Source organism: Paenibacillus barengoltzii G22, assembly GCF_000403375.2.
In the GTDB taxonomy this organism is placed as follows: domain Bacteria; phylum Bacillota; class Bacilli; order Paenibacillales; family Paenibacillaceae; genus Fontibacillus; species Fontibacillus barengoltzii.
The window spans coordinates 198,334-218,643 of sequence record NZ_KE159653.1; the positions used below are offsets into that span (position 1 = coordinate 198,334).

General features: G+C 51.8%; 16 protein-coding genes. All 16 read right to left on the reverse strand.

Annotated features, from left to right (window positions below):
* Nucleotides 1–114: 114 nt before the first annotated feature.
* Nucleotides 115–2,223: a polyribonucleotide nucleotidyltransferase gene (gene pnp, locus C812_RS09230; protein WP_016312398.1), complete on the reverse strand. Its 2,109-nt coding sequence runs from the start codon at nt 2,221–2,223 to the stop codon at nt 115–117.
* Between the two features lie 245 nt (nt 2,224–2,468).
* A complete protein-coding gene (gene rpsO, locus C812_RS09235; RefSeq protein ID WP_009223056.1) occupies nt 2,469–2,738 on the reverse strand; it encodes a 30S ribosomal protein S15 in 270 nt (89 codons plus the stop codon).
* 172 nt (nt 2,739–2,910) lie between these two features.
* Nucleotides 2,911–3,855 carry a bifunctional riboflavin kinase/FAD synthetase gene (locus C812_RS09240; RefSeq protein ID WP_036625003.1) on the reverse strand — a complete coding sequence of 315 codons (945 nt, stop codon included), beginning with the start codon at nt 3,853–3,855 and terminating at the stop codon, nt 2,911–2,913.
* A gap of 45 nt (nt 3,856–3,900) precedes the next feature.
* The gene (truB, locus tag C812_RS09245) at nt 3,901–4,818 is read right to left on the reverse strand and encodes a tRNA pseudouridine(55) synthase TruB (RefSeq protein ID WP_016312400.1); all 918 of its coding nucleotides are present in this window, start codon (nt 4,816–4,818) and stop codon (nt 3,901–3,903) included.
* Nucleotides 4,815–5,795, reverse strand: a complete 981-nt coding sequence (locus tag C812_RS09250; protein ID WP_016312401.1) for a DHH family phosphoesterase — start codon at nt 5,793–5,795, stop codon at nt 4,815–4,817. Before C812_RS09250 ends, truB begins: the two co-directional genes overlap by 4 nt.
* Before the next feature lie 58 nt (nt 5,796–5,853).
* Nucleotides 5,854–6,207 (reverse strand): 30S ribosome-binding factor RbfA, encoded by a 354-nt coding sequence (gene rbfA, locus C812_RS09255; protein WP_009223052.1) that lies wholly within the window; start codon nt 6,205–6,207, stop codon nt 5,854–5,856.
* Nucleotides 6,208–6,221: 14 nt separating this feature from the next.
* The gene (gene infB, locus C812_RS09260; protein WP_016312402.1) at nt 6,222–8,786 is read right to left on the reverse strand and encodes a translation initiation factor IF-2; all 2,565 of its coding nucleotides are present in this window, start codon (nt 8,784–8,786) and stop codon (nt 6,222–6,224) included.
* Complete coding sequence (locus C812_RS09265; protein ID WP_016312403.1) at nt 8,779–9,108, reverse strand: L7Ae/L30e/S12e/Gadd45 family ribosomal protein; 330 nt, start codon at nt 9,106–9,108, stop codon at nt 8,779–8,781. The genes infB and C812_RS09265 overlap by 8 nt, the downstream gene beginning before the upstream one ends.
* On the reverse strand, nt 9,101–9,415 hold the full coding sequence (gene rnpM / locus C812_RS09270; RefSeq protein WP_016312404.1) for an RNase P modulator RnpM: 315 nt from the start codon (nt 9,413–9,415) through the stop codon (nt 9,101–9,103). The genes C812_RS09265 and rnpM overlap by 8 nt, the downstream gene beginning before the upstream one ends.
* A 15-nt stretch (nt 9,416–9,430) precedes the next feature.
* Entirely contained in the window at nt 9,431–10,528 is a 1,098-nt protein-coding gene (nusA, locus tag C812_RS09275; protein WP_009223048.1) for a transcription termination factor NusA, read from the reverse strand.
* Between the two features lie 41 nt (nt 10,529–10,569).
* Complete coding sequence (gene rimP, locus C812_RS09280; RefSeq protein WP_016312405.1) at nt 10,570–11,031, reverse strand: ribosome maturation factor RimP; 462 nt, start codon at nt 11,029–11,031, stop codon at nt 10,570–10,572.
* Nucleotides 11,032–11,446: 415 nt separating this feature from the next.
* Nucleotides 11,447–15,763 carry a PolC-type DNA polymerase III gene (locus tag C812_RS09285; RefSeq protein ID WP_016312406.1) on the reverse strand — a complete coding sequence of 1,439 codons (4,317 nt, stop codon included), beginning with the start codon at nt 15,761–15,763 and terminating at the stop codon, nt 11,447–11,449.
* Between the two features lie 188 nt (nt 15,764–15,951).
* On the reverse strand, nt 15,952–17,403 hold the full coding sequence (gene proS, locus C812_RS09290) for a proline--tRNA ligase (protein WP_016312407.1): 1,452 nt from the start codon (nt 17,401–17,403) through the stop codon (nt 15,952–15,954).
* Between the two features lie 75 nt (nt 17,404–17,478).
* On the reverse strand, nt 17,479–18,753 hold the full coding sequence (gene rseP, locus C812_RS09295; RefSeq protein WP_016312408.1) for an RIP metalloprotease RseP: 1,275 nt from the start codon (nt 18,751–18,753) through the stop codon (nt 17,479–17,481).
* Nucleotides 18,754–18,894: 141 nt separating this feature from the next.
* Nucleotides 18,895–20,034, reverse strand: a complete 1,140-nt coding sequence (locus C812_RS09300; protein WP_016312409.1) for a 1-deoxy-D-xylulose-5-phosphate reductoisomerase — start codon at nt 20,032–20,034, stop codon at nt 18,895–18,897.
* 88 nt (nt 20,035–20,122) lie between these two features.
* On the reverse strand, nt 20,123–20,310 hold a 188-nt coding region (locus C812_RS22690; RefSeq protein ID WP_016312410.1), incomplete at its 5' end, for a hypothetical protein.

Consider the following 20,310-nt stretch of genomic DNA (forward strand, 5'->3'; position numbering starts at 1 on the left):
TCCCCATCATATGTTGACAAGCCTAGGGATATGCGAAAACAATAAAAAAGAGCCAGAATTTAATTATTCTGTCTCTTTTCCCGCAAGGGTTGCCTGCGTCGATAGATTATAAATTTATTTGGATGGAGTTTTGTCCGTTTCGGCGGTTAATACCGCTTTGCGGGAAAGATTAATCCGTCCTTGGTTGTCGATCTCGGTCACTTTCACCGTTACCGTATCACCGATCGCCACAACGTCTTCAACTTTGGCGACGCGTTCCGTTGAGAGTTGCGAAATATGCACTAAGCCGTCTTTACCCGGCAAAATCTCGACGAATGCACCAAATTTCTCGATCCGTTTGACGGTCCCGACGTAAATCTCGCCGACCACCACTTCTTTAACGATCCCTTCAATGATCGAACGCGCTTTGTTGTTCATCTCTTCATTGGTAGAAGCGATGTACACACGGCCATCTTGCTCGATATCGATCTTCACGCCGGTTTCTTCGATGATCTTGTTGATGATCTTGCCGCCGGCTCCGATAACATCGCGAATTTTGTCCGGATTGATTTGCATGATCGTAATCTTCGGCGCGTAAGGGGACAGATGCTCCTTCGGCTTCTGGATCCGTTCCATCATTTTGGACAAGATAAACAGTCGACCTTCTCTCGCTTGCTTCAAAGCATCGGACAAAATTTGCCGGTCAATGCCGTCAATTTTGATATCCATTTGGATAGCGGTAACACCTTCCGCAGTACCAGCCACTTTGAAGTCCATATCGCCAAGATGATCTTCCATCCCTTGGATGTCAGTCAAGATCGATACATGTTCGCCGTCTTTAATCAGACCCATCGCAACCCCGGCAACCGGAGCTTTAATTGGTACGCCTGCATCCATCATCGCCAGCGTACTGGCGCAAATGCTTGCCTGCGAGGTCGAACCGTTAGATTCCAACACTTCCGATACGAGACGAATCGTATAAGGGAATTCGGATTCCGGCGGAATCACCTTCGACAACGCGCGTTCGCCCAATGCGCCGTGACCGATTTCGCGGCGGCCTGGAGCCCGTAATGGACGAGCTTCGCCAACGCTGAACGGCGGGAAATTATAGTGGTGCATGAAGCGTTTCGACTCTTCGAGGTCAATCCCATCGAGAATTTGAACATCGCCCAATGCTCCAAGGGTACAGATGCTTAGCGCTTGCGTTTGCCCGCGCGTGAACAGACCGGAGCCATGCGTACGTGGCAGCAGGCTGATATCGCATTCAATTGGACGAATCTCGTCCAGTTTACGACCGTCAGGGCGTACTTTTTCATGGGTGATCAACCGGCGCACTTCTTCCTTAACGATGTCGTGAAGTACTTCCTTCACATCGGCGAGCAGCTCCGGCGTTTCTATGTATTTCTCTTCGAAATGAGCTACCGTTTCGTCGTTAATCGCGTCAATCGCATCCTGACGAGCATGCTTCTCAGCGATCTTCACCGCTTCAATCAATCGATCTTGGGCATAAGCACGAACCTCACGGTTCACTTCTTCATTTACCGTATGCAATTGAACTTGCATCTTCTCTTTACCGGCGACTTTTACGAGATCTTCAATGACGGCAACGATCCGTTTGATCTCTTCATGGCCAAACATAATGGCTTCCAGCATCACTTCTTCTGGAACTTCGTTCGCTTCCGCTTCTACCATCATGATAGCGTCCTTCGTGCCGGCAACCACGACGTAAATGTCGCTCGCTTCCTGCTGGGCTACGTCCGGGTTAATGACGAATTCCCCGTTTACCCGGCCTACAGCTACGCCTCCGATTGGCCCGTTAAACGGAACATCGGAAATGCTCAGCGCAGCAGAAGTCCCGATCATGGCGGCAATTTCCGGTTCGCAGTCCTGATCCACACTCATGACCAGGTTTACGATTTGCACATCATTACGGAAACCTTCCGGGAAGAGCGGACGAATTGGACGGTCGGTCAAACGGCTGGCCAGAATCGCTTTTTCACTTGGACGTCCTTCCCGTTTAATAAAGCCGCCGGGAATTTTACCGACTGCATACAGTTTCTCTTCATAATTGACGGTTAACGGGAAAAAGTCCAAATCCTTAGGTTCGGAAGAAGCCGTAACCGTACAAAGCACCGCCGTATCGCCGTAGCGGACCATGACCGCCGCATTCGCTTGCTTCGCTAATCGGCCGGTTTCCAGAATGAGAGGTCTTCCTCCCAAATCCATTCTCACTTCAGTCTGCATGAAATCCCTCCTTATCACCAATACAAGTTCGGTACTGAGTTCATTATTTCCTGCTTTTCACCAATTCATAATGAGAAGCGGCGTTGACAAGAGAAGAATGTCCTCATAACAAAAGCTCCTGACGGAGCTCTTCATGGAAGCTTATCGCAACAAAGCCTAATTTGTAAAAAGCAACCCGGCTGCACACCACACGCTTCGCCAGCGTCCGCCATGCAACTAGGCTGCTTTTGTACAAACTTGTTTAATTAACGACGCAATCCAAGTTTCTCAATCAAAGCGGAGTAACGATTTACGTCTTTGTTCTTCAAGTAAGCCAACAACTTACGACGTTGACCAACCATCTTCAGAAGACCGCGACGGGAATGATGGTCCTTCTTGTGTGTACGCAAGTGGTCCGTCAAATTCACGATGTTCTCCGTAAGGATAGCAATTTGCACCTCAGGGGATCCGGTATCGGACTCATGAGTTCTGTGCTCTTGGATCAATTGTTGTTTACGTTCTTGAGTCAATGCCATCCTGTTCACCTCCTTTATCTCAAATCGCCGTTAGCCTCGTCGTCGGCGGTGAAACCGTGCAACCAAGCCAAGGTTCTCGCTGCCGATTGGAAAAAACATGTTCTTCCGCATGACAACGTTACATAGTATACCACAGCCGATGGGCAAAGTAAATGCCGGATCGGTAGGGTTCTCAGGAATCTTTCAGCAATCGTTTCGCCGTTTCCGCGTCCTGTCCAATTTGAGCAATCAGCTCATCCAGAGAGCCGAACTTGCGCTCCTCCCGAATATAGTGAACCAATTCCACGGATAGGCTTTCGTCGTAAATCTCGCTGGAAAACTCAAACAGATGGGCTTCCAGCCAAAAGATTTTGCCGTTCTCATGAAAGGTTGGCTTCACTCCAACGTTCATCACTCCGGAATAAGTCGTTCCTTCGTGCGTCACTCGTACGGCATAGACTCCGCTGGCCGGGACGACATAATGCTCCGCCAGCTTCAGGTTGGCGGTAGGGAAGCCGAGCTGACGGCCGCGTTTCTCGCCGTGCATGACGGTCCCTCGCAGCGTATACGTCCGTCCGAGCCAACGATTCGCTTGCTCAATCTTCCCTTCCTGCAGCGCTTTGCGAATCCCTGAACTGCTGACCTTCTCCCCGTCGATCAGGAATGGAGGTACGGTGTGCACGTCAAGGACATTGCCGCTTAATTCACGCAGCATGCTCGCATCCCCTTCGCCCCGGTAGCCATAACGGAAGTCAAAGCCAACTACCGCAGTGTGCACCTGCAACGGCACCAGGATGCCGGAAACGAAGTTCTGCGGACTTACACGCGAGAAAGCGTCGTTAAACTCAACGATATATACGTAATCCACGCCCATCTCGCGCAGAATACGTTCCTTCTCCTCCGGCGGCGTCAAATATCCGTCATAATCGCCTTTCTTCATAACTTCCTTCGGATGGGGATGAAACGTCATGACGGAGGCAGGAAGACCGAGTTCGCCTGCCAACCGGACAGCCGAATTAATCACGCTGGCATGTCCCAGGTGAAGGCCGTCAAATTGGCCGATCGCCAGCACTTGCGGGCGGGTATGTTGTTCTATAAATCGTTCATTAAGTGGATAGGATAAATGTATCGTTTCCATGATCGTCTCACCTGCAATTTCCCTCGGAATGCGCATTTCTTAAGGCTACTCGGGTAGAAACACTTTAACCGCCTTTACAGCCTTCGCTCCCTCTTCTACCCGGAATATGCCTAAAAATTGCTGTTCGGGGCTGTACAACCGCAGGGTTTCTCCTCGCTTAACCGGTGGAGTTACCACTGAGGGGGACAGCCGCTGACCTTGCAATGCCGCCTTGACCTTCTCGGCAGCAACGGTATGAGCCGGTAAATGCTGCACCGCTCGATCGACCGGCAGTAAATATTCTTGCAGCGATCCGTTTGCCGCGTGGCGGGCCACCTCATCCAGCGTCAGACAATGTGACTCCGTGATTCCCGCCGACATCGTCCGCTTTAGCTCCGTCATCGCCGCAGGCACGCCGAGTGCACGTCCGATATCAACGCAGAGCGTACGGATATAAGTTCCTTTGGAGCATAACGCGCGAAAAGAGATCCGCGGATGCGGTCCTTCTGGATGGAACGAAATCAGCTCCAATTGATAGATCGTCACTTCCCGGGGCTTGCGCTCCACGGTTTTCCCTTCCCGTGCCAGTTCATAAAGACGTTTCCCGTCTTGTTTCAGCGCCGAATACATCGGCGGAATTTGCGAGATTGTACCAACAAACCGGGACAATACAAGCCGAACGTCCTCTTCCGTCACCCGAACCTCATTCACCTGTTCGATGATTTCGCCGGTCATATCCTCAGTATCGGTCGCCACGCCGAGCACCAAGGTTGCTTCGTATTCCTTCGGCAAGTCCTGCAAATACTCCACCATTCGCGTTGCGCGGCCGAGGCATAGAGGCAATACTCCAGTGACGGCTGGGTCTAACGTACCTGTGTGGCCAATCCGCTTCATTTTCAAAATCCCCCGGCATTTGGCAACCACGTCATGCGATGTAAAACCGGCTGGCTTGTGGATCGGCAAAATGCCTTCGTATGCGTTCATAGCTGCAGCCTCACTTGTTCCAACACTCTAGGGACAACCGTGTCCAGAGTCCCTTCTACGCGAGCTCCAGCGGCCCGGACATGACCGCCGCCGCCAAAGCTTTGAGCCACCTTAGCCACGTCGACTTTTCCCGCCGAGCGCATGCTCACCTTGATGGCTTGTTCGTTAATGACCTTAAACAACAGGCCTACTTCGACCCCTTGAATATTCCGCGGATAATTGACGATGCCTTCCATATCCTCGTGAACGGCGCCAGTCGCCTGCAGGTCCTCATCTGTCACCGATACCCAGCTAATCTTCCCGTCTTCCGTCAGCTGAAGTCCATTTAAAGCCCGAGTCAGCAGACGCAGCTGCGGAAGCGTCATTTGCTCTAGCAGCAATTCGGATAAAGCGGGACCGTCTACGCCGTACTCTAGCAATTTGGAGGCAGCCGCCATCACCTTGGGCGATGTATTGGAGTACCGGAACCCGCCGGTATCTGTCAATAGTCCGGTATAAAGCACCGTTGCGATCGTCTGATCCAACGGAAGATCCATATAGTTGATTAGGTCAAACAAAATTTCGGCGGTCGCCGCCGCATTGGGCACAACAAGGTTCACCAACCCGTATAGATCGTTGGTCGGATGGTGGTCGATGTTCAGCAGGCGTGCCCCTTCGGCAAACCATTCATGGGTCTTGCCAACCCGCTTGAAGTCAGCGCAGTCCACGCAGATCACATAATCAAATTTGCGGTCAAGCGATGTCACCGACAAATCGAGAATCTCATCTGCATGCCACAAATAATGCATCCGTTTAGGGATCGGGCCTTCGTTGACCATCACGAATTTTTTACCCAGACATGACAGAAGCCAGCCCACCGCTAGGGTGGAACTGACTGCGTCACCGTCTGGCTGAACATGCGACACAATTAGGAAATGATCATTCTGAGTCAGGAACTCCTTCGTCTGACTCAGATCCCTTTCATAGGTCGTCTGCATTGCCGTCTCCTTTGGGAATCTCCATTACTCATGACGAGTTATCGATTCCCTTCATATTTCATTCTTTGTGCTCTTGCGTAATTTCGCCGAGAAGCTTCTCAATCCGACTGCCGTAAGCGATGGATTCGTCAATTTTGAAAATCAACTCCGGTGTGTGGCGCAGCCGAATTCGTTTGCCGATTTCAGTGCGCAGGAAGCCGGTCGCTTTCTCCAGCCCTTTTAAGGATTCGTTCTTCTGCTCCTCGTCGCCAAATACGCTGAGGTAAACTTTGGCCTGCGACAAATCATTTGTCACATCGACTCCGGTCACCGTGACAAAACCGATGCGCGGATCTTTCAGTTCACTCTGGATGAGCACGCTTAGTTCTTTCTTAATCTGTTCGCCTACGCGGCCGGTACGATTTTTGGCCATTTTAGACACCCACCTTACTTCGGTTCAACAGTTTCCATGACGAACGCTTCGATCACGTCGCCTTCTTTAATATCGTTGTAATTGTCCAAGGTAATCCCGCACTCGTAACCTTGAGCAACTTCCTTCGCGTCGTCCTTGAAACGTTTGAGCGAATCGATTTTGCCTTCGTATACGACGATGCCGTCACGAATCAAGCGGACTTCCGCCGAACGGGTAATTTTACCGGAAGTCACCATACAACCTGCAATCGTTCCGACCTTGCTGATCTTGAACGTATTACGGACTTCCGCGTGACCGATAACTGCCTCTTTATAAACCGGATCAAGCATCCCTTTCATCGCTTGCTCAATCTCTTCAATTGCGTTGTAAATGACGCGGTGCAAGCGAATATCAACCTTCTCTTGTTCCGCGGTCGCTTTCGTTTGATTGTCTGGACGGACGTTGAACCCGATGATAATCGCGTTCGAAGCCGCCGCCAAGATGACATCGGATTCGGTAATCGCACCAGCACCGCTGTGGATAATCTTGACGCGAACGCCTTCGACCTCGATCTTCTCGAGTGCACCTCGGAGTGCTTCAACCGAACCTTGTACGTCGGCTTTGATGATCACATTGAGATCCTTGATTTCGCCTTCTTTGATGTGGCGGAACAGATCATCCAGCGTCACGCGAGTATTGGCACCCAAATCGGACTGACGCTGCATCGTGGCCCGTTTGTCTGCGATCGACCGCGCTTTGCGTTCGTCTTCGAAGACCATAAACGGATCGCCGGCTTGCGGCACCTCGGTCAGACCGGTAATTTCCACCGGCGTCGATGGACCGGCTTCTTTCAACCGACGTCCACGATCGTTAACCATCGCGCGGACGCGGCCGAAGCAGTTCCCTGCAACAAAAGCATCGCCGACCTTCAATGTTCCGTGTTGTACCAATACGCGAGCTACCGGGCCGCGAGTTTTATCGAGCTCAGCCTCGATGACTGCACCGCGAGCGCGTTTATCCGGGTTCGCTTTGTACTCGTTCACTTCGGCTACCAACAGTATCATTTCAAGCAAGTTTTCCAAGCCGATTTTTTGCTTCGCAGAGACGTTGACGAAAATCGTGTCGCCGCCCCATTCTTCCGGTACAAGCTCATACTCGGTCAATTCTTGCTTCACTCGATCCGGATTGGCTTCCGGTTTATCGATCTTGTTAACCGCAACGATAATTGGCAGGCCTGCTGCTTTCGCATGGTTCACCGCTTCGACCGTCTGCGGCATCACGCCGTCATCCGCAGCAACGACGATAATCGTAATATCCGTTAACTGGGCACCGCGGGCACGCATCGCTGTAAACGCTTCGTGGCCTGGCGTATCCAGGAACGTAATCTTCTTGCCGTTGATTTCGACTTGATATGCCCCGATATGCTGCGTGATCCCGCCGGCTTCGCCGCCGGTGACATTCGTGGAACGAATAGCGTCCAACAGCGTCGTTTTCCCGTGGTCAACGTGACCCATGATCGTAACGACAGGTGGACGTTCTTTCAGATCCGCCTCATCGTCAACCTCTTCAATCGTTTCAAACCGGTCTTCTTCCACCGGAATTTTCACTTCAACCTCAACGCCAAAGTCACTTGCCAGCAGCTGGATCGTATCAAGGTCAAGCTCTTGGTTAATAGTGGCCATGACGCCGAGCAGCATCAGCTTCTTGATGACTTCGGAAGCGTCCTTATGCAGCAATTTGGCGGTTTCGCCAACCGTCATCGTGCCGCGGACGATAATCTTCTTCGGCGTATTGTCGATCTTCTCGCGTGGAGGCTGCTGCGGAGCCCCTTTGCCGCGTCCGCCTTTACCGCCTCGATTATTTTTGAAATTGGCGCCATTGCGGTTATCATCGTAACCTCTTTGGTTCTTGCCACCGTTGTTATTCCCTTTTCTTTGTCCTTGTCCTTTGCTGCCGTTTCCACCGCCTAAATTGTTGCTTGGTGCAAAGCTGCGGTTTCCGCCGCCGTTTTGGCCTTGGGCTGGGCGCTGGCCGCTATCATTCCGCTGGCCGCCTTGCCCGGCTCCCCGGTTCCCTTGCGGGTTCCGGTTCGCACCTGAGGTGTTCCCACCGCCTTGGCCTTGGGGACGAGAGTTTTGATGATTGCCGCCGTTTGGACGGCTCGATCTTTCTTGAACTGCCGTACTGCCACCTGCATTGGTTTGGTTAGTTTTTGGTTTATTATTCATGCTTACCTGCTTTTCCTGTTGATTTTGGTTTTTTACGGGTGCGTTTGCGCCGCGTCCCTGATCTCCGCGATGACCGGATGATTCTCCGGCTGTAGCTTTCGGTGTTTGGCTTCCTCCTGCGGAAGCCGATGCCGGCGATTTGGCAGAGGAATCGTTGCGTCCCGAGCTTTCTCGTTTCGCCGCCGCGTTGCTTTTAATATCCTTGAAGAACTGTTCCACACGGGCTACAGCATCATTCTCCATGACGCTCATGTGGTTGTTAACCGGGATATTTAGACGCTTAAGAATTGTGATAATTTCTTTACTACTCATATTGAGCGATTTGGCGTATTCATACACCCTGAGCTTATCTTGTTTTTCTTGTTTACTCAATATACTCCACCTCCGATGTTTTCAAGATCGCTTTGCGGATCATCTCGGTAAACCCTGGATCGGTGATCGCCAGAACAACCCGTTCCGGCTTGCCAACACTTCTCCCGAGCGCTTCACGGTCAAATCCGATGATCAGCGGGATGTTGTAGCTCCCGCATTTGTCCCGGAATTTCTTCTGTGTATTGGCGGAAGCATCTCCCGCAACGATGACGAGCTTGGCTTCTCTTGAACGAATCGATTTCAGGACGAGTTCGTCCCCAGTCACCAGCTTACCGGCTCGCATGGCGAGACCAAGACCGGACAACGGCTGGGCCTTATTCATCTTCATCCTCTTCTCGAGCCTGAGCAGCAAGGAATTCATCCTCGACGGCCAAGAAATCGCGAGCGAGCTGTTCGTAAACCTCGTTACCAACCGGAGCTTTAAGTGCCCGATCCAGTGCACGTGATTTATGAGCAAGCTTAAAGCATTCCGTCTTGCCGCAGAGATAAGCGCCGCGGCCTGACTTTTTGCCTGTTAAGTCGATCGACACCTCGCCCTCCGGGGAACGCACAATCCGGATCAGCGTCTTCTTGGGCATCATTTCCTGGCAGGCTACGCATTTGCGGAGCGGTACTTTTCTTTGCTTCATCCTTGCCACCTCCCGTTAATCCACGGAGATGGAATCCTGAGGCATTTCGCCTTGATCGGTTTTTTCTCTGCCGAATTCCTCTTCCGCTTGGGTTTCGCTCTTGATGTCGATTTTCCAACCGGTCAATTTGGCGGCGAGACGCGCGTTCTGTCCTTTAATGCCAATCGCCAGCGACAATTGGTAATCCGGTACGATCACGCGGGCCATCTTCTCCGCTTCAAACACCTGCACTTCGAGCACTTTAGACGGGCTCAGCGCATTGGCTACATATTCCTCAACATTCTCCGAATAACGAACGATGTCAATTTTCTCTCCGCGCAGCTCGTTCACAATCGTTTGTACACGCGTCCCCTTCGGGCCAACGCAGGAGCCAACAGGATCCACTTCGCTGTTGCGGGAGTATACGGCGATTTTGGAGCGGAAGCCGGCTTCGCGGGCTACGGAACGAATCTCCACAACACCGTCGAAAATTTCCGGAACCTCCAGCTCGAACAAGCGCTTCAGCAAGCCCGGATGCGTACGGGACAGCAGGATTTGCGGTCCTTTCGTCGTATTCTCTACTTTCGTAATGTACGCTTTAATCCGGTCGCCGTGCTTGAACTTCTCGTTTGGCATCAATTCGTTTAACGGTAAATGGGCTTCCACTTTACCAAGATCAACATAGATATTACGTAAGTCCTGACGTTGTACGATCCCGGTTACGATGTCCTCTTCCTTCTCCACGAACGCATTATAGATCAGTCCGCGCTCGGCCTCACGAATACGCTGCGTCACGACTTGCTTCGCCGTTTGTGCCGCGATCCGGCCGAAGTCCCGAGGGGTTACCTCAATTTCAGTGATGTCGTCCAGATGATAGTTCGGATTAATCTCACGTGCTGCTTGCAGTGAAATCTCCGTCCGTGGATCAAGGACTTCCTCTACGACAAGCTTGCGCGCATAAACTTTGATTTCGCCGGTATGGCGGTTCATATCCACACGCACGTTTTGCGCCGTATTAAAGTTGCGTTTGTAGCTGGAGATCAGCGCTGCTTCGATCGCTTCGAACAAGATGTCCTTGCTGATTCCTTTTTCCCTTTCCAATTCGTTCAAGGCTTCGATAAAATCCATGCTCATTTGCCTCGAGTTCCCCCTTTCATAATTCCCCGCAGGTCACACTAGAAAATAATGGCCAATCTTGCGCTGGCAACTTTGCTATATGGAATGGCGTGACGCTTCTTCCCGACTTCAATAACTAATTCGTTCCCATCAAAGGAAAGAAGCCGGCCTTCAAATTCTTTCAGGCCATCTACCGGTTCGTATGTAGTCACAAAAACGTCTTTGCCGACCGCCTTGGAGACATCCTCGGCTTTCTTCAAGGGGCGTTCCGCTCCTGGCGAAGACACTTCAAGAAAATAAGCCGACGGAATCGGATCGTTCTCGTCGAGCTTCTCGCTAAGGTATTCGCTGATCCGGCCGCAGTCATCGATGTCGATGCCGCCCTCTTTGTCGACAAATACGCGGAGGAACCAGTTGCTGCCCTCCTTTACGTATTCCACGTCAACCAGTTCAAAGCCGTTCTCCTCCAAATAAGGCGTGACCATTTGCTCGACGGTCGCTTTGATCTTTGGTGTGCTCAAGCGTACATTACCTCCAACTTTAATCCTATATACCAAAGATTAAAGAGTGGGTTTCCCCACTCTTTAAACAACGGTTCTATCTTCATGATTGCCAAAAAAATTATAACATAGTACATACCAAGTGACAAGTAAAACACCTTTACTCCTAGAGGGAGATTAAAAAGTTATCTTCGGATCACGAAGCAAAACCGAGTTGTTTATTCGGCGTCGAATCTTGAACTCAGCCCGGCCTTCCGTTGCTCACGTACCTTTACGTACGCTCCGCTACTCAGTCCTGTCTTCGTCCAACCTTCTCGGTGCTCCAAACCTGTCTTTTTAATCCTTCAACAAACGGGAGATTAAAAAGTTATCTTCGGATCACGAAGCAAAACCGAGTTGTTTATTCGGCGTCGAATCTTGAACTCAGCCAGCTAGATTAAAATAAAGACAATTGATTGCTCTCTGGCAGGCCGCGGAAACAGCCCATGGAACCGAGAAGCTCCACGATCGTTTTACTTGCCTTGGACTTCTGCTGGAAGTCCTCGATCGACAGGAATTCACCTTGCTCTTTCGCTGCGGCGATGTTTTTGGCTGCGTTCTCCCCGATCCCCGCAAGCGCCGAGAACGGCGGAATCAACGAATCACCGTCGACGATAAATTTCGTAGCGTCGGAGCGATACAGATCGATCGGCTTGAAATGGAACCCGCGTGCCGTCATTTCCAGCGCCATTTCCAAGATCGGGAGCATGTTCTTCTCCTTCGGCAGCGCCTGGAAGCCCTTCTGCTCAATCTCTTCGATCTTGCGGTAGATCGCCTCGTACCCTTGGCAGCACAGCTCGATATCGAAGTCCTCCCCGCGGACCGAGAAATACGTCGCATAATATTCGATCGGATAATACAGCTTGAAGTAAGCGGTACGTACCGCAGAGATAACGTAAGCAGCGGCGTGCGCCTTCGGGAACATGTACTGGATCTTCAAGCAAGAATCGATATACCATTGCGGTACTTTACACTTCTTCATTTCCTCGATCCATTCCGGCGTCAGCCCTTTCCCCTTACGAACACTCTCCGTAATTTTAAAGGCCAAGCCGGCGTCCATTCCCGCTTTATAAATCAGGTACAGCATGATATCGTCACGACAACCGATAACGGTCTTGATGTTACAAGTGCCGTTTTTGATCAGTTCCTGAGCATTCCCCAGCCATACACCGGTTCCGTGCGATAACCCGGAAATTTGCAGTAAGTCCGCAAAGGAAGACGGCTGTGATTCCACCAGCATCTGGCGCACAAATTTCGTCCCCATCTCCGGGATCCCGTATGTGGCAACCGGCGTACGGATCTGGTCCGGTGTAACTCCTAGTGCATCCGTGGAGTTGAACATGCTCATTACTTTCGGGTCATTCATGGGAATCGTCGTTGGATCGACCCCGGTCAAATCCTGCAGCATCCGCATCATCGTCGGATCATCGTGCCCCAGAATATCGAGCTTGAGCAGGTTCGCGTCGAAGGCGTGGTAATCGAAATGGGTTGTTTTCCATTCAGATTCAGTGTCATCGGCCGGGTACTGTACCGGCGTGATATCTTCCACATCAATGTAATCCGGTACGACGACGATCCCGCCGGGATGCTGTCCGGTACTGCGCTTAACGCCGGTACATCCCGCCGCCAGTCGGTTGAGCTCCGCCCCGCGCCAATGCTTGTTATGCTCTTCTTCGTACTTCTTGGCAAAGCCAAACGCGGTTTTCTCTGCAACCGTACCGATGGTTCCTGCACGGAAGACGTTCTTCTCCCCGAACAGGACCTTCGTATAGTTATGGGCGACCGGTTGATATTCACCGGAGAAGTTAAGGTCAATATCGGGGACCTTGTCGCCTTTAAAGCCCAAGAACGTCTCGAACGGAATGTCCTGACCTTCGCCCTTCAGTTTGCCGCCGCATTTCGGACAGCTTTTATCCGGAAGGTCGAAGCCGCTGGGCACGCTGCCGTCCAGGAACCATTCGCTATATTTGCATTCGTGATTTTGACAGATATAGTGAGCTGGCAGCGGATTAACCTCGGAAATTCCCAGGAACAACGCGACTACCGACGAGCCGACCGACCCCCGGGAACCTACGAGATACCCGTCTTGGTTCGACTTCTTCACCAGTCGTTCGGAAATCAAATAGTTGGCCGAGAACCCGTATTTGATAATCGGCTCCAGCTCTTTCTCCAACCGCTTCACAATCACTTCAGGCAAATCGTCGCCATAAATCGATTTAGCGGTATCGTAACACTTCTGGCGGATCTCCTCGTCAGCCCCTTCAATGATTGGGGTAAACAGCTTGTCCGGGAACAATTCGATCTCCTCGAATCGGTCCGCCAACGCTGAAGTATTGGTGACGACCACTTCCCAAGCCTTCTCCTGACCTAGGAATTTGAATTCCTCCAGCATTTCCTCCGTTGTTCGGAAGTGCGCATCCGGCTTGCGGATTTCCTTCAGCGGACTGAACCCTGTAATTCCGTGGATCGTAATGTCACGGAACAGCTTGTCTTTCGGATCCAGGTAGTGCACGTTTCCAGTAGCAACAACCGGCTTGTCCAGCTTCGTCCCGATCTCCACGATTTTGCGAATCGCCGTCTGCAGTTCTTCCGTGCTGCCAACGAGCCCTTTTTCTACGAGATGCATGTACATCGTGAGCGGCTGAATTTCGAGTACATCATAAAATTCGGCAACCGCTTCGGCTTCCTCCACCGATTTGTTCAGTACGGTCTCGAAGAACTCGCCCTTCTCGCAGCCGGAGAGGATCAGCAAACCTTCTCGCAGCTCCACCAGCTTGGATTTCGGAATACAAGGCACCCGTTTGAAATATTCGGTGTGCGACAACGAGATCAGCTTAAACAGGTTTTTCTTGCCAACTGGATTAAGCGCATAGATCCCGCAATGGAACGGACGGGCATTGGACAAATCTTTCCCGACCTTATCGTTCAAGCGATCAAGCGTCTTATATCCTTCCATCTTGAATGCATCATCCAGCAAACCGTTTAAGATCTCACCCAGCGCCACGGTATCATCGATCGCCCGGTGGTGGTTCTCCAGTGAAACTTTGTACTTGGCAGCCAGGGTATTCAAACGGTGATTTTTCATCGTCGGGAACAACATCCGGGCCAGCTCCAGTGTATCAAGCACAGGATTTTCCATGATTGGCAGGCCCAACTCCTTGAGCTTAGCATTCACAAAGTCATAGTCAAACCGTGCGTTATGAGCCACCAAAATCGCATCCTCAGCAAATTCCACGAAGCGTTTCAGCACCGGCTCCACATCAGGCGCATCCTTCACCATGTCATCGTTGATATTGGTCAACTGTTGAATATGGTACGGGATTCGTTCATGCGGATTTACGAAGGTCGCATATCGATCGATCTCTTTGCCTTCCCGCATCTTCACGGCTGCAATTTCAATGATTTTGTTTTGGGTTACCGACAAACCGGTGGTCTCGATGTCAAATACAACGTAGGTCGCCGTCTTCAACTCGTCCCCTCTCGGGTTCAGCACAACCGCGACATCATCATTAACAACATTGGCCTCCACGCCGTAAATCATCTTAATGCCATGCTTCTTCGCAGCCTTCGCTGCGTCCGGGAAGCTTTGCACACCGCCGTGGTCCGTCACAGCGATCGCTTTATGTCCCCATTTTGCCGCCATTTTCACATAATCGCCAATCGGCGTGACAGCGTCCATCGTACTCATCGTCGTGTGCAGATGGAATTCAACCCGCTTCTCCGACGCGTTATCCATTCGACCCGGAGGTGCAGGCACCTCAACCAGATCCGACGGAATCATGACCAGCTCGGGAACCGGCATAAAGCGGTCCATTTCCACTTTCCCCCGTGCCTTGATCCATTTCCCGTTGGCGAGTTGCCCCATAATCTTCAGATCTTCTTTATTTTTGGCGAACAATTTCAGCTGCAGAGAATCGGAGAAATCGGTCAGGAAAAACGTAAACAAGGTGTTGCCGTTCCGCAGCTCCTTGCGATCCAGGCCAAAAATCGTCCCCTGAATCGTAATCCTCTTCTCTTCGTCCTGGATTTGCTGAAGCGGTACAGGCGGATCCTTGATCTCGTTCCCAAGCTGCAGCTTGACCACTTCGCCATCGTCTTCCTCTGGAGGAGCTTCCACGGTCATGCTCTCCATCATCTGTTGAATAACTTCGCGTTCTTCCTCCACGATCCGCTGCTGGAACTCTTCAAACGCTTCGACGTTCGGCTCTCCGGTTTGCAGTTTGATTCTTAACGGCAGGGCAAAATAGGTTTCATAATAAACGGTGATGGCTTTGTCAATCTGTTTCTTCCGCGCCAACTCCAGCGCCATAGCGTCGCCAAATGTTACGGTGACCATATCGCCGTCAATATCCAGCCCGGCTCTCGCCATCCAGCCATTGACCGACGGAATCTGGCGTTTCACCCATTCGAGAAAGAGCGGCCAATATTCTTCAACAATGTCTTTGGCGGTTAACCCGCCGCCGTAATGAAACTCAAAAGAAATGATGGCGATATGCTCCATCCGTTCTCTGACCCGCAGGCAAAAGGTGCGGTAGGCTTGAGCCGGCACCAGCGTGTCCTTCTGAATGGTGATTCTCCATTCCCGATTGCTGCGACTGACCTCTACTTTCTCGATATGCCCGTCAAGAAAATACGGATCGATCAGCGAAGCGGGCACATCCGCCTGCTTCATTAACAGCTCCAGCCGGTTTCTCTTGTCTTGCGTCTCGGTCATGTCCTCTCCCCTCACCTTGCTAGCTGACTTCTTCCCATGATTCGAAAAAAAAGGCTTCCGGCGGTGATGCCGGCGGCGTAATAAGCCTGCAGGCGCCTGACTGCCGAAAGCCCTCTTGTAGTTGTGCCATTCGCCCGCGTCCTCAGCTTCCCCAAACTCTTAGCGGGACGGTAACGCGAAAGTTATTCTTAATAGGCTCTGGCAAAAACAACGGTATGTTTCGCTGGATTCCCGCAAACGAGGCAGGTATCCTTCGTCGTTTGAGGATGGAATGGGATATTGCGGCTGGTTGCGCCCGTTTCTTCCTTCACCGTGCGTTCGCATGCTTCCGAACCGCACCATCCGGCCAAGGTGAAGCCGCGTTTCTCTTCGATGCTGGCCTTCATTTCATCCAGCGTATCGACGGTGTAGAAATGCTCTTCTCGGAACGCTTTAGCCCGCTCGTACATTTCCTGATGAACCTGCTCCAGCATAGCCTGAACCTCTTCGACTAACCGGTCCTGTTGAACAACCTTCTTCTCGCCGCTGATGCGGGAGACAAGGACGCAAACGCCGTTCTCCATATCGCGAGGTCCAATTTCCAGACGAACCGGTACACCGCGCATTTCGTACTCGTTAAACTTCCAGCCTGGGCGGAAGTCAGCGCGGTCATCAATCCCAACGCGAATGCCCGCTTTCTTCAGCTCGGCGAACAGCTCGTCTGCTCTGCCTACAACGGCTTCCCAAGTTTTTGGCGGGCCGATCGGGATAATCATGACCTGCTTTGGTGCGACCTTCGGCGGCAATGCCAATCCGCGGTCATCGCCGTGGACCATGATCAGCGAGCCGATTAGCCGGGTGCTGACGCCCCAAGACGTCGTATGAACATATTCACGTACGTTCTCACGGTTAAGATATTGAATATCAAACGCCTTCGCAAAATTGGTTCCCAGATAGTGGGAAGTCCCTGCTTGTACCGCACGACCATCCTTCATCATCGCTTCGATCGAATAAGTATCGACAGCACCGGCAAATTTCTCAGATGGCGTTTTTTGCCCGACGATTACCGGGATCGCCAAATAATTTTCCACGAAGTCGCGGTAAATTTCCAGCATGCGCATTGTTTCTTCGCGGGCTTCCTGCTCGTTCTCGTGCGCCGTATGGCCTTCTTGCCACAGGAATTCGCTTGTGCGGAGGAACGGCAGCGTCCGTTTCTCCCAACGGACCACGTTCGCCCATTGGTTGATCAACACCGGCAAATCGCGGTAGGATTGGATCCATTTTTCATACATATGCCCAATCATCGTCTCAGACGTCGGACGGATCGCCAGACGCTCCTCCAGCTTCTCGCCAGCCGCCTCGGTTACCCAAGGAAGTTCCGGGTTAAAGCCTTCAACGTGTTCTTTTTCCTTCTGGAAGAAGCTCTCCGGAATAAACAGCGGAAAATAAGCGTTGCGATGCCCCGTTTCTTTAAAACGGCGGTCCAACTCCGCTTGAATATGCTCCCAAATTTCATAGCCGTCCGGCTTAAATACGATGCAGCCGCGGACCGGTGAGTAATCCATCAGATCCGCTTTTTTAATAACGTCGATATACCAACGGGAAAAATCCACTCCCTGCGGGGTAATCTCCGTGACGAATTGTTTCTCCTCGTTTGCCATAAGAACCTTTGTCCTCCCGTTAAAACCACAAGTTTAATAGTTACCTGCGCCGTCAGAGCTGCGCATCCATCTTCATCAGCCGTGAATCAAGCGCAAAATGTCATTATACGTGACCGCAATCATCAGCAGGAACAGCATCGCAAATCCGATGAAATGTACCATTCCTTCGCGGTTAGGATCAATCGGTTTGCCGCGCAAGGCCTCGACCCCTAGGAAGATCAGACGACTTCCATCGAGCGCCGGGATCGGCAGCAGGTTAAAGATCCCCAAATAGAGGCTTAAAATTGCCGCCCAATAGGTTAACTGAACAATCCCCTGTTTCGCGATTTGGCCAGTCACCTCAAAGGTGCGAACCGGTCCGCCCAAATCGTCCATGTTAAAGCGATTAATCAACTGTTTGAACCCGAGGAAAATCGCTTTTGTCGTGTTGACCATGTCCTCCCCGGCAACTTGGAACGTCTCTCCAAACGACGCACTGCGCGTCGGGAACACGGTAACGATCGTACTTCCGATTTTACCGTCCTCATTTTCCGCCCCTTTCGGGGTAATGGTGATATTTAACGTCTCGTCCCCGCGTTTGATCGTCCACGTCATCGGTTTGTTTTTCGAAGCCTGGATCATTTCGATCATTTTATTTGCATCGGTTCCGACCGGAGTTCCGTTGATCGTTTCGATGATATCGCCCGTTTTGAGTCCTACTTCCTCGGCAGGCATGCCTTTCATGACCTCACCGATTTGCAGGTGGCTGGGTTGATCCAGCGGAATTCCCGCCATTTGGGTATGCAGGGCAAACAACACAAACGCCAAAATAAAGTTCATCAAAGGACCCGCGAAAATCGACAGAGCCCGCTGTCCTACAGTTTTGCTGCCGTACTGCCGGTCTCTCGGCGCAATTTGCGTCTCTTTGCCTTTTGCCACCAACATGGCCTGCGGATGCACACGGTAGGTGAGCGCTTCGCCGTCCACATCCAAACGTACCGCAAGATCGTCCTCAAGGTCGATGTGCTGCACTTCGCCGCGGATGACGTTCTTCCGACTGTCCAATCGGTCCAGATAAATCTTCCGAACCTGATCGTTCTCCAGACGCAAAGCGATGGTTTGTCCATCTGATATCTGAATCAGCTCCGGATCTTCCCCCGCCATACGCGCATAGCCGCCGAAAGGAAGCAAACGCAAGGTGAACTGGGTCTCCCCCCGTTTAAAAGACAGCAGCTTAGGGCCAAACCCAATGGCGAACTCCCGTACCAAGATGCCGGCACGCTTCGCAAAGAAGTAATGTCCCCATTCATGCACCGTAACGATGACGAAAAACATGAGCACCGTCAAAAATATGATTTTCAGCAATTCCAAGCGTAAGCATCCCCCTTCTGGCCACGGATCGTCCAACGTTACTTTAGATTAATATATTCTCCGATCAGGCACAAGAGAATACCGCCGCCTACAGCTTTTGATCACGAGGTCCATCTTAGGGAAGCGAAAGCCTCACCGTAATCAAAGCGTCTCCGCAAGGGCTCTTGCCCAGCGATCCGCTTCACGAATCGTTTCCAGATCCGGATGAAACTGCACCTCATGTTTGGCTAACGCCGTTTCAATGATCGCCTCGATCTGCAAGAAAGGAATCTCCCCCTTCAAAAAGCGGGCGACTGCCGCTTCATTCGCGGCGTTGTAAACGCTGGTTGCCGTACCACCTATTTTACCACACTCATAGGCAAGTCTTAAACAAGGGAACCGCTCGAAGTCCATCTCCCGAAAATGCAGCTTCCCGATCTCGGCCAAGGACAACCGTTTCGCCGCCGATGGCCAGCGATGCGGATAGGTCAGTGCATATTGGATCGGCACGCGCATGTCCGGCGTCCCTAACTGGGCGATCACACTGCCGTCACGATACTCAACGAAGGAGTGGATGATACTTTCTGGGTGCAGCAATACCCCGATTTGCTCAAAGGGAAGCCCAAACAACCAGTGCGCTTCGATGACTTCCAATCCTTTGTTGACCATCGTGGCCGAATCGATGGTGATTTTAGAGCCCATCGACCAGTTGGGATGCTTTAAGGCATCCTCCACCGTAACATCCCGCAGCTGCTCTCGCGTCAGATCCCGGAACGAACCGCCGGAAGCGGTCAACGTAATTTGACGGACCTCTTGCTTGTACTCACCGTTTAGGCATTGGAAGATGGCTGAGTGCTCGCTGTCAACCGGTAGCAGCGCGACCCCTTTGCGCTGTGCCAGCTCTGTGACTAGGTGCCCCGCTGTAACGAGGGTTTCCTTGTTCGCTAGTGCAATGTGTTTGCCTTCCTCAATGGCCGCGAGTGTCGCGGGCAACCCTGCACTGCCAACAATGGCCGTCACAACCGTATCGGCATCAGTTCCCGCCGCCACTTCGACTAAGCCTTGCTCGCCATAGTAGAGCTCCACGCCTTCCGGCAGCTCTGGACGAATTCGATCAGCCAATTCTTTGGTAGCAACGGAGGCTTTACGAGGCCGAAACTCATGGACTTGTTCAGCAAACAATTTAAGATTGCTGCCCGCCGCCAATCCTTCCAGCCGGAACTCCCCGGGATAAGCCCGGATTACATCCAGTGTTTGCGTGCCGATGGAACCGGTCGAGCCAATCAACGCGATTTTCTTCATTGTTGCACCTACCTACCTTTTAACGGACCGTAGGGCCGTTATTCATCAATTTCCCGATCATTTCCCGCTGTAACGGACTCCAGGGGCTTTATTTGCGATCTAATGCATCTGACTTAGTGTCTTTTACCCAAATAAGGTCACTGAGGTCCATTAGCTTTTCAAACCCTTTTTTGTTACTCCAATAAGGTCTCTGGTGTCCGTAAGCCCGGCTATTCAGCACCAAGCAGCGGAAGGCCCGGCTGAGTTCAAGATTCGACGCCGAACCCATGTCCATGA

What these genes read in the sequence shown, in the direction of transcription:
- pnp (WP_016312398.1), bottom strand. Translation starts at nt 2,223, where the DNA reads ATGCAGACTGAAGTGAGAATGGATTTGGGAGGAAGACCTCTCATTCTG.
- C812_RS09265 (WP_016312403.1), bottom strand. Translation starts at nt 9,108, where the DNA reads ATGAATAAGGCCCAGCCGTTGTCCGGTCTTGGTCTCGCCATGCGAGCC.
- rbfA (WP_009223052.1), bottom strand. Translation starts at nt 6,207, where the DNA reads ATGGCCAAAAATCGTACCGGCCGCGTAGGCGAACAGATTAAGAAAGAA.
- truB (WP_016312400.1), bottom strand. Translation starts at nt 4,818, where the DNA reads ATGAACGCATACGAAGGCATTTTGCCGATCCACAAGCCAGCCGGTTTT.
- C812_RS09285 (WP_016312406.1), bottom strand. Translation starts at nt 15,763, where the DNA reads ATGACCGAGACGCAAGACAAGAGAAACCGGCTGGAGCTGTTAATGAAG.
- proS (WP_016312407.1), bottom strand. Translation starts at nt 17,403, where the DNA reads ATGGCAAACGAGGAGAAACAATTCGTCACGGAGATTACCCCGCAGGGA.
- nusA (WP_009223048.1), bottom strand. Translation starts at nt 10,528, where the DNA reads ATGAGCATGGATTTTATCGAAGCCTTGAACGAATTGGAAAGGGAAAAA.
- C812_RS09300 (WP_016312409.1), bottom strand. Translation starts at nt 20,034, where the DNA reads ATGAAGAAAATCGCGTTGATTGGCTCGACCGGTTCCATCGGCACGCAA.
- C812_RS09240 (WP_036625003.1), bottom strand. Translation starts at nt 3,855, where the DNA reads ATGGAAACGATACATTTATCCTATCCACTTAATGAACGATTTATAGAA.
- rpsO (WP_009223056.1), bottom strand. Translation starts at nt 2,738, where the DNA reads ATGGCATTGACTCAAGAACGTAAACAACAATTGATCCAAGAGCACAGA.
- rnpM (WP_016312404.1), bottom strand. Translation starts at nt 9,415, where the DNA reads ATGAAGCAAAGAAAAGTACCGCTCCGCAAATGCGTAGCCTGCCAGGAA.
- C812_RS09250 (WP_016312401.1), bottom strand. Translation starts at nt 5,795, where the DNA reads ATGCAGACGACCTATGAAAGGGATCTGAGTCAGACGAAGGAGTTCCTG.